Origin of the sequence: Streptomyces sp. NBC_00448 (genome assembly GCF_036014115.1) — a bacterium.
GTDB lineage: Bacteria > Actinomycetota > Actinomycetes > Streptomycetales > Streptomycetaceae > Actinacidiphila.
Genome location: NZ_CP107913.1, coordinates 8,702,477 through 8,716,275, shown reverse-complemented (window position 1 = coordinate 8,716,275; position 13,799 = coordinate 8,702,477). Strand labels below are relative to the sequence as shown.

Genomic DNA, 13,799 nt, shown 5'->3' with positions numbered 1-13,799 from the left:
GTAACGGAACCGAACCGGCCCTGGGAGAAGGGTTGTCGGCGGTTCGGCGGGCTACGGTGGCGCCGTCAGCGGGTGTCCCCGTCGTCGGTGCCGCGGGAGGTCGTACCGGGTGCGGGAGAGGCGGGGGCGACGGGCGGCGGCGTGGGGGTCGCGGAGGATACGGAGGGCGCGGGCGGCTCGGGGGACGCGGGCGGCCCGGTGTGCCACAGCGGGTGCTCCCGGCGCGCCCACCAGTGCGAGACCCGGCCGGTGCGCAGGCCGCGACGGGCTTCCGGGTCGCTGCCGGCCAGCCACACGTGCCCGGTGATGACGGCGGCGACCAGCAGCGCGAGCCAGTCGTGGACGAAGGTGGCGCCGGTCCGCCACAGCAGCGGGGTGAGCCGCGGGAACCACATGATCAGGCCGGTGCCCATCATGATCAGGATCGCGCCGACCGCGAACGCGGCGTAGAGCTTCTGACCGGCGTTGAACTTGCCCGCGTACCGCGAGTCGCGCCGGCGCCTGCGGGCGGCGATGCGCAGCCACGTCCAGTCGTGCGGGAAGAACCGGCCCAGCCGCCGCGTGTCGGCGCGGTAGGCGCGGGAGGCGAGGCCGAGCACGAGCGGTACGGGCAGCAGGATGCCGGACCACTCGTGCACGGTCACCACCAGCCGGCGGCGGCCCACGATCTCGGCGAGCGGCGGGAGGTAGAGGCACGCGGCGGTGAACACGCAGACGGCCATGAGGGTGTTGAGGGTGCGGTGCACCCAGGTCTCGGCGCGGGTGAAGCGCCGTACGGTCCCGGCCGGGGCCGTACGGTCACGACGTCGGCGCGTCATGGCGGCCGTTGGACTTTCCGACCCATCCGTCGACGTCATATCCGTAGTGCTCCCAGTAGCCGCGTTCGACCTTCTCGGTGACGGTGATGCCCGACAGCCACTTCGCCGACTTGTAGAAGTACATCGGGGCCGCGTAGAGCCGGACCGGGCCGCCGTGCGCGGCGGTGACCGGCTTGTCGTCCATGGTGAGGGCCACCAGCATGTCGCTGCGACGGGCCTGCGCGAGCGTGAGGCTCTCGGTGTAGACGCCGTCGAAGCAGGTGAAGTGGACGGCGCCGCCCGCGGACTTGACGCCGGCCGCGTCGAGCAGCGTGGACAGCCGCACCCCGGAGAACGCGGTCTTGGGCACCCGCCAGCCGGTGACGCACTGCACGTCCCGCACCAGCCGGGTCTGGGGCAGCGCCCGCAGGTCGGAGAGGCGGTACGACGCGGGCCTGTCCACCAGCCCGCCCACCGTCAGCCGGTAGTCGCTCTCGCCGCGGTGCGGGATGGAGTCGGAGACCGAGTAGAACCGGAAACCGCCGCCGCCGGGCAGCAGTCCGGTCACCCCGGTCGGGTCCTTCGCGCTCACCGAGGCGAGGATCGAGTCGAGCCGGCCCTGCACGGCGCCGCCGACCCCCACGCCGACCGCGCCGAGCCCGAGCATGCCCAGCACGACCCGCCGCCCGACCGGTGCGCCGCGGCCCTCCTCTACGCCGGGCTCGACGCCGGGTTCCGCCCCCGTGCCGCCGTCCGCGGCGGCCTGGCCGGCGGTGTGGTTGTCCATACAGCGATTCGAGCACGCGCGACCGCCGAGAGCCAGGGCCTGCGGCCGATGTCAGCGTTTCGTCATATCTCAGCCCTTGCCCCCACGCCCCCGCCTGGGGCACGAACGGACCCCGTGGGAAGCCCGGCCCCGACCACGGGCGCGGGTACGGGCGGGACCGGCAGCTCGGCAGCGGTTACGGACACGGCCCCATCCACGGCCGCGGGCGCGGCTCCGGGCCACGCTCCAGGCGGGGGGCTGAACTTCCTCACGGCGGATGCCAGTTGCCGTACGCCGTCGGCCCGGTCCCGCCTTCGGCGGAGGAGGTACCCGCAGCACATTGCCACGCGGTCATGCGTCTCCCGGCCGCCAGGGCAGGGGAGATCGCCCTCTCACCGAGCGTATCCGGGCGGCTCCGCCGACGACGGGGGCGCTCCCCCTCGCCTCGCCGGAAGCCCCCCACCCGGCAAAGGCAACGGGAGAGGCGCCATGCCGCCCACCGCGCACCGGTGGGCACTTCCGGTCGCGGCCCCTACCGTTCCGCCACCGCCGTGAGCAGTCCCGACAGCGCGGCGTTGAAGGCTTCGGGTCGTTCCAGGTTCGGCAGGTGGCCCGCGGCCTCCACGATCGCGAGCCGCGAGCCGGGGACGTGTTCGTGCAGGAAGCGCGCGTCCGCGACCGGGGTGAAGACGTCGTCGCGGCCGACGACCACCAGCGTCGGCACCGCGATCCGCGCCAGGGTCGGCGTGTGGTCGGGGCGTTCGGCCCGGCCGCGCAGCGCGGCGGCGGCGCCCTCGGGCGGCGCGGCGAGCATCATCCGCAGCACGTGCGCGGCGACGTCCGGTTGTTCGTCGATGGTCGCGGGGGCGACCATCGAGTCCAGCACGCCGTGCGCGTAGTGCGCCATGCCGTCGCGCTCCAGCGCCTTGGCGCGGGCGTACCGCTCCCGGCGGCCCGCGTCGGTCTCGCCCTGGGCGAAGGTGTCGGCGAGCACGAGTCCGGCGACGCGCCCGGGGAACAACCGGTGGAACTCCAGCACGATCTGGCCGCCCATGGACAGCCCGCACAGCACGGCCCGGGGCACGCCGAGGGTGTCGAGCAGGGCGGCGAGGTCGCGGGCGAACACGTCGAGCCCGGTGCTGCCGGGCCGTACCGAACTCGCCCCGTAGCCGCGCAGATCGGGGACGATCACCCGGCGCCCCGCGCCGAACGCGGCGGTCTGCGGGTGCCACATGGTGCGGTCGAAGGGGTGGCCGTGGACCAGCAGCAGCGGGGCGGGCTCGGCGTCATCCGCGTGCTTCGCGGGCCCCTCGTGCGGGCCCAGGCCGTCGGCCGTGTCGTCGTAGCCGATCGTGATCCCGTTGACGATTACCGTACTCACCTGGGGTTTCTCCTCTGCTCCTCCGGTATGCCGATGCTAGGGAGCGGGCAATCACGAGGGCAATACGCGGCATTGATCTCGGTGCAATAGGCTGCGGGCGGACGGACGGGCTTCGACGGCGGATCAGGGGGAGGACGCGTGCGGGACTTCCGGCGGGTGGCGGACGCGGTGGCCGCGCGGATCGCGTCGGGGCAACTGCGGGCCGGGGACCGGCTGCCGACGCAGCGGGCGTTCGCGCGGCGGCACGGCATCGCGGACTCCACGGCGGGCCGGGTCTACGCCGAACTGGTGCGGCGCGGGCTGGTGGTCGGCGAGGTCGGGCGCGGCACCTTCGTACGGGCCGCGCCGCCCGCCGCCGGGCCCGCGCTCGCGGAGCCCGCGCGGCAGCGGGTCGACCTGGAGCTCAACTACCCGGTGGTGCCCGGGCAGTCGGAGTTGCTGGCCGCGGGCCTGGCCCGGCTGGCCCGGCCCGACGTGCTCGCTGCGGCGCTCGGCCCGGGCGGCGCGCGGGGCACCGGCGCGGCCCGCGCGGCGGTCGCCGCGCTGCTGGCCCGGCCGGGCTGGCAACCGGCCGCGGCGGACGTGCTGTTCGCCGGAAGCGGTCGCCAGGTCATCGCGGGCGCGCTCACCGCGCTCGTCCCGGTCGGCGGGCGGATCGGGGTGGAGGAGTTCACCTACCCCGTGGTCAAGGCGCTGGCCGCGCGGCTGGGGCGCACGGTGGTGCCGCTGGCCTGCGACGCGGAGGGGCTGCGGCCGGACGCGCTGGTCGCCGCGCACCGCGAGGGGCCGCTGCACGTGGTGTACGCGCAGCCCACGCTGCACAACCCGCTCTCCCTGACCATGTCCGACCGCCGCAGGACCGAGGTCGCCGACGCGCTGCGCCGCACCGGCACCGTGGCGGTGGAGGACGCGATCTGGTCGTTCCTGCGGCCGGACGCCCCGCCGCCGCTGGCCGCGTACGCCCCGGAGCGGGTGGTGCTCGCCGACAGCCTCTCCAAGCGGCTCGCGCCCGGCCTGACCGCCGGGTTCGCCGTCGTCCCGGCCGGGTTCGCCGAGCGGGTGGCGGCGGCGCTGCGCTCGGGCGGGTGGGGCGTGAGCGGCTACGCACTGGAGGCGCTGGCCGGGTGGGTCGGCGACGGCACCGTGTCCCGGCTGTCGGCGGCGAAACGGGCCGAGGCCGCGGTACGCCAGACGCTCGCCGCGGAGGTGCTGCACGGGTTCGCGGTGCGCGCCGACCCGTACTCCTGCTTCTGCTGGTGGGACCTGCCGGAGCCGTGGCGGGCCGACACGTTCGTGGCCGCGGCCGGGCGCCGGGGCATCGCGGTCACGCCCGCGGCGTCCTTCGCCGCCGGGTCGCGCCGGGCCCCCGACGCGGTGCGGATCGGCCTCGCCTCTCCGCCGCGGGACGTGCTGCGCACCGCGCTGGCCACCCTCGCGGACCTCGCCCGCACGCTGCCGGAGGACTCGGCGCCGGAGTAGCCCCGCGGCATCCCCCGGAACCGCCTCCGGACCCCGGATCAGGAACCGCTCGCCGCCGCGATAAACGCGCCGTAAGACTCCGAGTTGCGGCAACCCCCGCAACGGGTGAACCTGATTACGCATCACGGAGTACTGCAGCAGTCACTCTACGCATTCCCGCTCAAGTGTTCCCATCGGAGCGGTGAAGCCCGGCCCCCGTACGGGAGCCGGCCCCACCGCGGAGGGAGTCGCAGCCGTGATCATGCAATCCGACCAGACCGACCCAGCCATGCGCGAGTGCGCACTCGAACTCGAAGCGCACCCCTACCGCATCCAGCAGATCCGCCGCATCGTCTCCGCCCAGCTGCGCTACTGGCGGGTGGAACCCCTCGTCGACGCGGCCTCCACCGGCATCAGCGAGCTGCTGGCGAACGTCCACCGCCACGCGAAGCCCGACAAGCAGTGCGCGGTGAAGATGACCCTGGTGCCGGACCGCCTGACGGTGGCCGTCGCCGACCACGACACGCGGCTGCCGCACCTCCAGCCGATGGAGCCGACCGCGACCACCGGCCGCGGCCTGGCGATGGTCGAGGCGATGTGCGACGGCTGGGGCACCGACCTGCTGCCCGACGAGACCGGCAAGGTGGTGTGGTTCGTGCTGCGCACGCCCACCCAGCAGCCGAAGCTCGTCCCGCTGCGGACCGCCGCGGTACCGCTGGAGGAGACCGTGCCCGAGGAGCGTGTCGCGGTCGCGGCCTCGGTCGCCTGACCGCCTCCCGGACCGCCGTCGGACCCCGTGTCCGACCCCGCGTCCGACACCGTGTCCGACACCGCGCCTGACGCGCACCGCGCGCACGCGCGCAGAGCGCAGGCGTACGCCGTAGAGATGTGAGCGCCGGACCGGCCGCCGCCTCCCGTGACAGGGAGGAGGCGGCCGGTCCGGCATCCGGAGGCCCAGCGGACGGGCCTGCCATCTCCGGTCGGCCGCACGGGACTTGGCCCCGCGCCGGACCGCGCCCCGCGCGGGACTGCACTCCCCCGTGCGCCGCTTCACTCCGCCGCGATCGCCCGCAGCACGTCCAGGCGGGCCGCCCGGCGGGCCGGGCGCCAGCCGGCCAGAACCCCGGCCGCGACCCCGACCAGCACGACCACCGCGAGCTGCGCCGGCGGCAGCGTGAACGCGCTGATCCCGTCGCCGTCGGCGGCCCGTACCAGCGCCCAGCCGAGGAACGCGCCGAGCCCGAGCCCGCCCGCGGTGCCGAACGCGGCGACCACCACCGACTCCCAGCGCACCATGGCCCGCAGCTGGCCGCGGGTCTGGCCGACCGCGCGCAACAGGCCCAGCTCGCGGGTGCGTTCGTGCACCGCGAGGGTGAGGGTGTTGGCGATGCCGAGCAGGGCGATCAGCACCGCGAGCGCCAGCAGGGCGTAGATCAGGGTGAGGAAGGTGTCGATGCCGGCGGCCGACGACGCGGCGTACTCGCCCTTCGTCTGTACGTCGGGCGAGCCGAAGGGCACCACCGCCTTCTGTACGGCGGCCTTGCCCGCGGCCGTGGACACGCCGTCCTTGAAGCCGATCGCGACGAGGGTGTCCTTGTCCTGGAGGTGGTGGGGCGCCCAGGCGGCGCGGGTGATCAGGTAGTCGCCCGCGAGGTCGGCCCGGTCGTAGACGGCGCCGACGGTGAACGGCAGCCGCTGCCCGTCCGCGAACCCGACCGTGATGCTGCTGCCGGGGTGCCAGCCGTGCCGCTTCGCCTCGTCCTTCGCGACCGCGATCCCGTGCGTGCCCAGGCCCGCCAGGGAGCCGCGGACCGTGCCGAGGTCCAGCAGCCGGGAGAGCGCGACCGGGTCGGTGACCGTCAACTGCCGCCCGGCGCCGTCGATCTCGCCGACCCCGCGGCCGAGTCCGACCGACGCGCCGACCTGCGGCAGCGCGGCCACGGTGGGGGCGATCCGCGGGCTGAGCCCGGCGCCGCCCGCGCCGTAGACCTGCGCGCTGATCGCGACGTCACCGGCGAAGGAGCGGTCGACGGTCCGGTGCATCGTGGTCCTCATCGACGCGCCGAGCACCGTGAACAGCGACACCACCGCCACTCCGATCATCAGCGCGGTCGCGGTGGCCGCCGTCCGCTTGGGGCTGCGCAGCGCGTTGCGCCGGGCGAGCGTGCCGCTCACCCCGCGCAGCCGGCCGAGCGGAGCGCCGAGCACCCGCACCGCGAGCGAGGAGGCGACCGGGCCGAGCACCACGAACGCGGCCAGGGTCAGCGCGGCGCCGGCCGCGGCGGGCGGCAGCGTCGGGCCGGCCACACCGGCAACGGTCAGCGCGACCCCGGCCACCGCCATGGCCGCCCCGGTCACGGCCCGCCGCCGGGACCCGCCCGAGGTGTCGACGGCGCTCTCCCGCAGCGCGGCCAGCGGCGCGGTCCACCCGGCCCGCAGCGCGGGCAGCAGCGCCGATCCGACGCAGACCGCCAGCCCGACCGCGAGCGGCACCGCCATCGACAGCGCGTGGATCACCAGGCCCCCGCCGGGGAAGGGGAACCCGACCGCGGGGAAGAGCGCCTGCAGGCCGGCCGCGATGCCGATGCCGCCGAGCAGGCCCGCCGCCGAGGAGACCATGGCGACGGCCGTGGCCTCGGCGAGCGTGGCCGCCAGCACCTGGCGGCGACTGGCGCCGAGGGCCCGCAACAGGGCGTTCTCCCGGGTCCGCTGGGCCACGACGATCGCGAAGGTGTTGTGGATGCTGAACGTCGCCACGAGCAGCGCGATGCCCGCGAAGACCACCAGCAGGCTGGTGAAAAGGGTGAGGAACGTGCCCGCGGTGGCGTCCTCGGTCTCGTCGCCGGCCTGCTTGCCGGTGATCGCCTGGTACCGCGCCGGCAGCGCCGCGCCGACCCGGTCGGTCAGTTCCCGCTGGCCGATCCCCGGCCCGGCCCTGACCTTGATGGCGCTCGCCTCGCCGGGTTCTGGCATCAGGTAGCGCTCGGCGTCGGACCGGGTCAGCCCGGTGAAGGTGGTCTGGCCCTCACCGCTCTGGCCGCCGAAGGTGGCGATGCCGACGATCGTGATCGGCACCGGGTCGGGCGTGCGCAGCAGCGTGTGGTCGCCGACCTTCAGCTTCGCCCGGTCGGCCGCGCCGCGGTTGATCACCGCCTCGCCGGGGCGGCTCGGCGCGCGGCCCTGGACCAGCCGGTACGGGTTGAGCTTCGGGTCGGCGATCCAGTTGCCCGCGTTGGTGGGGCCCTTGGTCTGCAGGGTCCTGCCGTCGTGGGCGACGATCTCGCCGGCGCCCTCGATGTCGGGCTCGGCCGCCGCGACACCGGGCACCTTCCGGATGGTGGCGATCAGGTCGGTCGGCACCGGCGGGCGGGTGCCCACGCCCCGGCCCGCCTTGATCTGCTCCGCGCCGCGTACGACCGTGCCGGTTCCGCTGTCGGCGTCGGCGAACAGCGCGCCGAAACTCGCCCGCAGGGTGTCCCCCATGACCATGGTGCCGGCCAGGAACGCGACGCCCAGGAAGACGGCGACGACGGTCCCGGCGAAGCGCCGCTTGTGGGCGCGTAGACCGGCCAGGCCGAGGCGCAGCGCCGTACGGTTCGCGCCGCCGCCGCTGCCGGCCGCGCCCGCCGGGGTCGTCGCCGTCGCTCTCGTCGTCGGGTCGGTCACGGCGTGCCCCCGCTCGGGGCGAGGGCACCGCCGGTGCGGGTGTCGAACGCCTTCATCCGGTCGAGCACCCGCTCGGCGGTGGGCCCGGTCATCCGGTCCACCAGGCGGCCGTCGGCGAGGAAGACCACCTCGTCGGCGTGCGCGGCCGCGTTCGGGTCGTGGGTGACCATGACGACCGTGCGGCCCATCGCGTGCACGGCCCGGCCGAGCAGGTCGAGCACCTCGCCGCCGGAACGGGAGTCCAGGTTGCCGGTGGGCTCGTCGGCGAACACCACGTCGGGCCGGCCGGCCAGCGCGCGGGCCACCGCGACCCGCTGCTGCTGGCCGCCGGACAGCTCGCTCGGCCGGTGCGCCAGCCGCCCGCCGAGACCGACGACGTCGATGAGCGCGTCCACCCACTCCCGGTCGGGCCGCTGCCCGGCCAGGTCCATCGGCAACGTGATGTTCTCGGCGACGGTCAGGGTCGGCACCAGGTTGAAGGACTGGAAGACGAAACCGATCCGCTCGCGGCGCAGCAGCGTCAACTGCCGGTCCCCGAGCGTGCCCAGCTCGGTCTCCCCGATGAACGCCGTGCCCGAGCTGAGCGTGTCGAGCCCGGCCGCGCAGTGCATCAGCGTGGACTTCCCCGAGCCCGACGGGCCCATGATCGCGGTGAAGCGCCCGGCGGGGAACGCGACCGTCACCCCGCCGAGCGCCCGCACCTGGGCGTCGCCCGTGCCGTACACCTTGGTGGCGGCGGCGACCCGGGCGGCCGCGACACCGCCCGGGGCGGCCACGTCACCGGGGGCGGCGCCGGCCACCGGACTCACGCCGCACCGCCCTTGCCACCGGGCCGGCCGCCGCCCGCGGTGCCGCGCGGGTCCCTGGCGAAGTGCTCCTCCAGTACGGACATCCGCCGCCAGTACTCCTCCTCGTCGATCTCGCCGGAGGCGAACCTGCGCCCGAGCACCGCCATCGGCGAGTGCTCGCCGCCGACGCCGCCGCGCTGCTGGTAGTGCCACGGCCCGCCGCCGCCCCAGCCGCGCCGCCATCCGACCCGCCGCAGCGTCGTGATCACCACGGCCACCATGGCGACCCACACCAGCGGGAAGAACAGAATCCACGGGCCGGGCCCGCCGTTGTGCCACGCCAACGTGTCCATCGTCCGTCATCTCCTCGATCGGTGCCGGACCCTCTCGCCGGTCCGTCGTCCGGCTGTTCCGACACCACCGAGCCTGGTCCGCGCCCACCCCCCGCGTCGTCGTCCGGCCGGCGACACCTCCGCTGCTCCCCGGGCAGTACCCCGGCGGCCGGCGACCTGCTCCCCGCCCCCTGCGCGGCCGGGCCCGGCGCGTTGTCGGTGGGGCCGCCTACGGTGGACGCCATGTGGCGGAGCACGGGTATGCGCTGGCGGGAGGAGGGGGCGCGCTGGATGTGGTGGCACCCCTCGCACGGAGTACGGGCGAGCCCGCTGGAGCTCGGCGCCCCGCTCCACCTCGCGCTGGACGGCTCCGCGGTCCGGCGCTGCGCGGGCGTGTGGCGCGCGGCCCGCAACACCCCGTGCCCGTACGCCGCCGAACTCCCGCCGGGCGCGCGGCGCGACCGGTGCGAGGCGTGCGCGGCGCTGGACCGTACGTCGTCGGTCGCCGCGGACACCGTGCCGGACGACGGGCAGCCGTACCGCGTGTACCTGGCGTACTTCGGGCCGGGCCTGCACAAGGTCGGCATCACCGCCGCCGCCCGCGGACGGCTGCGGCTGCTGGAGCAGGCCGCGGTGTGCTTCGCGTTCCTCGGCGAGGGTCCGCTGATGGCGGCCCGCCGGACGGAATCGGTGCTGGGCGCCGCCCTCGACCTGCCCGACCGGATGCTCGACCCGGCCAAGCGCGCGGCCCGGCACCTCCTGCCGGGACCGGCGGCCCGCGCCGCCGAACTGGCCGCCCTGCACGCGCGGGTGACGGAGCTGCGCGGCGCGCTGCCGGAGTCGCTGGCCCCGGCCGCCCTGCGCTGCGTGGACCACGCCGAGGTGTTCGGGCTCGCCGCCGAGCCGCCGCCTCCAGCCCCGGTCGCCGAGGTCACCGCGCTGCTGCCCGGCCGCGCCCTGGCCGGCACGGTCCGCGCGATCGCGGGCCACGACGTGTACCTCGACACTGCGGACGGCCCGCTGCTGTTCGACGCCCGCCTGGCCGCGGGATGGCCGCTGCGCCGCCCCGCCCCCGGCGAGGACCTCTCCGCCGCCCGCCCCGCCCCGACCGCGCCCCTGCGCCCTCGACAACCCGAGCCGGAGCCGCTGTTCTGAGCGCCCGGCGGCGCGCTGCGGTCCCCTGGTCGGCCGGTCGCCGTCACGGCCTGTCGCGCGGCCGCCCCGCCTCCGGTGTCACCGCCCGGGCCGCTCCCGCCCGACCAGCAGGACCACCGCGGCCCCGGCGGCGCAGATCGCCGCGCTGACCAGGAACCCGCGGTTCGCGCCGGCGGCCAGTGCGGCCGCCGGGGTGCGCCCGTGCGCGGCGCTCGCCACCGACACCGTCAGGGCCAGCCCCAGCGCGGAACCGACGTACCGCGCGGTGTTGTTCGCGCCGGAGCCCATGGCACTGCGGTCGGCCGGAACGCTGGAGACGGCGAGCCGGGCCAGTGCCGCGTTGAGGACGCCGCCGCCGATTCCGGCGACCGCGAGGCCCGGCACGAGGTGGCCGTAGGAGCCGCCGGCCCGCAGGCCGTACAGCGCGGCCTGGCCGGCCCCGGACAGCAGCAGGCCGAGCGCGACCTGGGCGGCGGCGCCGATCCGGCCGGCCAGGTGGCGGGCGAAGAGCGCGGTGACCGCGGACACCCCGGCCCAGACGATGAACAGCAGGCTCGCGGCGAGCGGGCTCATGCCGAGGACGAGTTCGAGTTCGGTCGGCAGGTAGCTGAACAGTCCGACGACGGCCAGCCCGGTGCTGAACGCGCCGACGCCCGCGGCCAGGAAGGCGCGGCTGCGCCACAGCGCGGGATCGAGCATCGGCTCGCCCGCCCGCCGCTCGACGGCGCCGAAGAGCGCGAGAAGTGCCAGCCCGGCGGCGAGCGGCACCAGGACCGCGGCCCGCGTCCAGCCGCTGCGGCCCTCGCCGAACGCCGCGACCAGGCAGGCGATCCCGGCGCCGAGCACGAGCGCGCCGCTCAGGTCGAGGCCGCGGGCCCGCTCGGCCCGCGACTCCGGCACGGAGCAGGTCGCCACGGCGGTGGCCGCGGCGAGCACGGCCAGGCCCCAGTACAGCGAGCGCCAACCCCAGACCTGCGTGAGCAACGCGGAGTAGGCCGGGCCGAGCGCGATGCCGGCGCCGAGGGTGGCGCCGAAGAAGCCGAGCGCGCGCACCCGGTGCGGCCCGGCGGGGTGGGTCTGGGCGATCAGGCCGAGACCGGACGCGAGCACGGCGGCACTGGCGGCGCCCTGGAGTATCCGGCCGGTCAGGAACAGCGCCGTGTCGGGAGCGGCGGCCGACAGCACGCTGGCCAGGACCAGCAGGACGGCGCCCGCGCCGAACACCCGCCGCCGGCCGCGGGCGTCGGCGGCCGACCCGGCGGTGAGCAGCAGCGCGGCGAGCCCGACCGGGGTCCCGGTGAACATCCAGGTCTGGGCGACCGGCCCGGCGTGCAGGCCGCCGGCGGTGGCGGCGAGCGTGCTGGCCGGCGCGGTGAAGGCCATCAGCGTCACCAGGGTGCCGAGCCCGACGGTCAGCAGCGTGGCGACGGCCCCTGGCGCGCGCTCCGCCCCGGCCGCGTCCGTACCGGCCCTTTCCGGGCCGCTCGCCGCCGTGTCCTCCACCCCCGCTCCGGCACCCGGCACGGGTGGCACCTCGGCGCTTTGTGCGGCCTGAACGTCCATACGGGGCTCCTCCGTCGAGGGCTGCCGACCCACCCGAACAGGTAGGTCTGGTGAATGAACTCACGAGCGGAACGGCAGCCTAGCAGTCTGAGTCTGTTCACCGAACCGAGCAGTACCCTGTCCCCCATGGCCCTCGGCACCGACTACGCCCAGCAGGACTGCTCCCTCGCCCGCGCCCTGGAGGTCGTCGGCGAGCGCTGGAGCCTGCTGATCCTCCGGGACGCCTTCTACGGCGTGCGCCGGTTCAATGACTTCCTGGTCCACCTCGACATCCCGCGCGCCGTGCTCACCACCCGGCTCGCCGCCCTCACCGAGGCGGGCGTCCTGAGCCGGGTCGCCTACCAGCAGTCCCCGCGGCGCCACGACTACGTACTGACCGACGCCGGCCTCGAACTGTGGCCCGTCGTGCACGGCCTGGCGCTGTGGGGCGGACGGCACGCCACCCCGGGCGGCCCGTTGCGCACCTTCCACCACGCGCGGTGCGGCACCCGGCTCGACGCCAGCGGCGGTTGCCCGCCGTGCGCGGTGCATCCGGTGCCGCCGCAGGACGTGGAGATGCGCTCGCACTTCGGCCCGGAGGGCCCCGGCCGGGACGACCCGGTCTCCGCGGTGCTCGCCGGCCGGTGGCGGCTGCTGCGGCCGGTACGTGCCACCACGTGACCGGGTGCGTTTGCCGGTGCCGATGATCCGGGCAATTCGTAGGGGTCAACGGAGAAGGGGGCACCGTGATCATCTGGGTGAACGGGGCGTTCGGCGCCGGCAAGTCCAGCGCGGCACGCGAGATGCTGGACCTGGTACCGGAGAGCACCCTGTACGACCCCGAGGCGCTCGGCGGCTGCCTGCGCCAGCTACTGCCGGAGAAGCGGCTCCAGGAGGTCACCGACTACCAGGAACTGGCGATCTGGCGGCGGCTGGTGGTGGAGACCGCCGCCGCGCTGCTCGCCGAGGTCGGCGGTGTGCTCGTCACACCGATGACGCTGCTGCGCCAGGAGCACCGGGACGAGATATTCGGCGGGCTGGCGGCCCGGGGCATCGAGGTGAAACATGTACTGCTCGACCCGGGAGAAACGATCCTGCGCGCGCGGATCGCCGCCCGGGCCGACGCTCCGGACGACCCCGGGGCCGACGACGCCGCCCGGCGCTGGGCGTTGGACCGTATCGCCGACTACACCGCGGCCCTGCCCTGGCTCACCGGCGACGCGCACGTGGTCGACACCGGCGGGCTCGACCCGCGGCAGACGGCGGTGGCGGTCACCGAGGCGGTCGGCCGCGGCCGGGGCGTCTGCGGGATCATCCAGACGCCCGAGCCACGCGCGGAGACGGTGGCCGCCGGGGTGCTGCTCTTCGACGACGCCGACCGGGTGCTGCTGGTCGACCCGACCTACAAGCCGGGTTGGGAGTTCCCCGGCGGCATCGTGGAGCGCGGCGAGTCGCCGGCCCGGGCCGGCTACCGCGAGGTCGCCGAGGAGTTGGGCATCGAACTGACCGGCGGGCTCGAACTGCTCGTCGTGGACTGGGAACCGCCGCACCCGCCGGGCCACGGCGGTCTGCGGCTGCTCTTCGACGGCGGCCGGATGCCCTCCGCGGACATCGGCCGGCTGCTGCTGCCCGACGCCGAACTGCGCGGTTGGCGCTTCGTCACCGAGGACGAAGCAGCCGGGCTGCTGCCCCCGGTCCGGCTGGACCGGCTGCGCTGGGCGCTGCGGGCGCGGGAGCAGGGCCGCGCCCTCAACCTGGAGGCCGGGCACCCTGCGCCGTGACCCGTCCGCGGACCCGTCCAGCGGGGCGTCGGACGCGCGCCGGCCGACGCCCCGGCCCGTTCCCTCGGCCTCGGCCCGGACCACTCGCCCGGCCTGACCGCTCCCCGTCCGAGGCCGATACCCCGGCCCCGGA

12 protein-coding genes are annotated in these 13,799 nt (G+C 75.9%); 5 read left to right on the top strand and 7 right to left on the bottom strand.

What is annotated here, in order from left to right:
- Nucleotides 1–65: 65 nt before the first annotated feature.
- The 3 genes from OG370_RS37460 to OG370_RS37450 form a co-directional block, all read right to left on the bottom strand.
- Nucleotides 66–818, bottom strand: a complete 753-nt coding sequence (locus OG370_RS37460; protein WP_328472303.1) for a cytochrome b/b6 domain-containing protein — start codon at nt 816–818, stop codon at nt 66–68.
- A complete protein-coding gene (locus OG370_RS37455) occupies nt 799–1,584 on the bottom strand; it encodes a molybdopterin-dependent oxidoreductase (RefSeq protein WP_443060817.1) in 786 nt (261 codons plus the stop codon). The genes OG370_RS37460 and OG370_RS37455 overlap by 20 nt, the downstream gene beginning before the upstream one ends.
- A 511-nt stretch (nt 1,585–2,095) precedes the next feature.
- Complete coding sequence (locus OG370_RS37450; protein ID WP_443060816.1) at nt 2,096–2,944, bottom strand: alpha/beta fold hydrolase; 849 nt, start codon at nt 2,942–2,944, stop codon at nt 2,096–2,098.
- Between the two features lie 138 nt (nt 2,945–3,082).
- Between OG370_RS37450 and OG370_RS37445 the strand changes: the two genes are divergently transcribed.
- Both OG370_RS37445 and OG370_RS37440 read left to right on the top strand, forming a co-directional pair.
- Nucleotides 3,083–4,423: an aminotransferase-like domain-containing protein gene (locus tag OG370_RS37445; protein WP_328472301.1), complete on the top strand. Its 1,341-nt coding sequence runs from the start codon at nt 3,083–3,085 to the stop codon at nt 4,421–4,423.
- A gap of 241 nt (nt 4,424–4,664) precedes the next feature.
- A complete protein-coding gene (locus OG370_RS37440; protein WP_328474782.1) occupies nt 4,665–5,171 on the top strand; it encodes an ATP-binding protein in 507 nt (168 codons plus the stop codon).
- A gap of 281 nt (nt 5,172–5,452) precedes the next feature.
- On the opposite strand, the gene OG370_RS37435 is transcribed toward OG370_RS37440, so the two are convergent.
- The 3 genes from OG370_RS37435 to OG370_RS37425 all read right to left on the bottom strand — a co-directional run bounded on the left by OG370_RS37435 (nt 5,453) and on the right by OG370_RS37425 (nt 9,209).
- A complete protein-coding gene (locus tag OG370_RS37435; RefSeq protein ID WP_328474780.1) occupies nt 5,453–7,987 on the bottom strand; it encodes an ABC transporter permease in 2,535 nt (844 codons plus the stop codon).
- 77 nt (nt 7,988–8,064) lie between these two features.
- Nucleotides 8,065–8,877, bottom strand: coding sequence for an ABC transporter ATP-binding protein (locus tag OG370_RS37430; RefSeq protein ID WP_328472299.1), 813 nt, complete (start codon nt 8,875–8,877; stop codon nt 8,065–8,067).
- Nucleotides 8,874–9,209 carry an SHOCT domain-containing protein gene (locus OG370_RS37425; protein WP_328472297.1) on the bottom strand — a complete coding sequence of 112 codons (336 nt, stop codon included), beginning with the start codon at nt 9,207–9,209 and terminating at the stop codon, nt 8,874–8,876. Before OG370_RS37425 ends, OG370_RS37430 begins: the two co-directional genes overlap by 4 nt.
- 222 nt (nt 9,210–9,431) lie before the next feature.
- On the opposite strand from OG370_RS37425, the gene OG370_RS37420 reads away from it, so the two are divergent.
- Nucleotides 9,432–10,343 carry a DUF2797 domain-containing protein gene (locus tag OG370_RS37420; protein WP_328472295.1) on the top strand — a complete coding sequence of 304 codons (912 nt, stop codon included), beginning with the start codon at nt 9,432–9,434 and terminating at the stop codon, nt 10,341–10,343.
- 78 nt (nt 10,344–10,421) lie between these two features.
- Here the strand turns inward: OG370_RS37420 and OG370_RS37415 are convergent, their stop codons facing one another.
- Nucleotides 10,422–11,906 carry an MFS transporter gene (locus OG370_RS37415; RefSeq protein ID WP_328472293.1) on the bottom strand — a complete coding sequence of 495 codons (1,485 nt, stop codon included), beginning with the start codon at nt 11,904–11,906 and terminating at the stop codon, nt 10,422–10,424.
- Between the two features lie 126 nt (nt 11,907–12,032).
- Here OG370_RS37415 and OG370_RS37410 point away from each other — a divergent pair, with 126 nt between their 5' ends.
- Both OG370_RS37410 and OG370_RS37405 read left to right on the top strand, forming a co-directional pair.
- On the top strand, nt 12,033–12,566 hold the full coding sequence (locus tag OG370_RS37410; protein ID WP_328472291.1) for a winged helix-turn-helix transcriptional regulator: 534 nt from the start codon (nt 12,033–12,035) through the stop codon (nt 12,564–12,566).
- Between the two features lie 65 nt (nt 12,567–12,631).
- Nucleotides 12,632–13,666, top strand: a complete 1,035-nt coding sequence (locus OG370_RS37405) for an NUDIX hydrolase (RefSeq protein ID WP_328472289.1) — start codon at nt 12,632–12,634, stop codon at nt 13,664–13,666.
- Nucleotides 13,667–13,799: the final 133 nt, after the last annotated feature.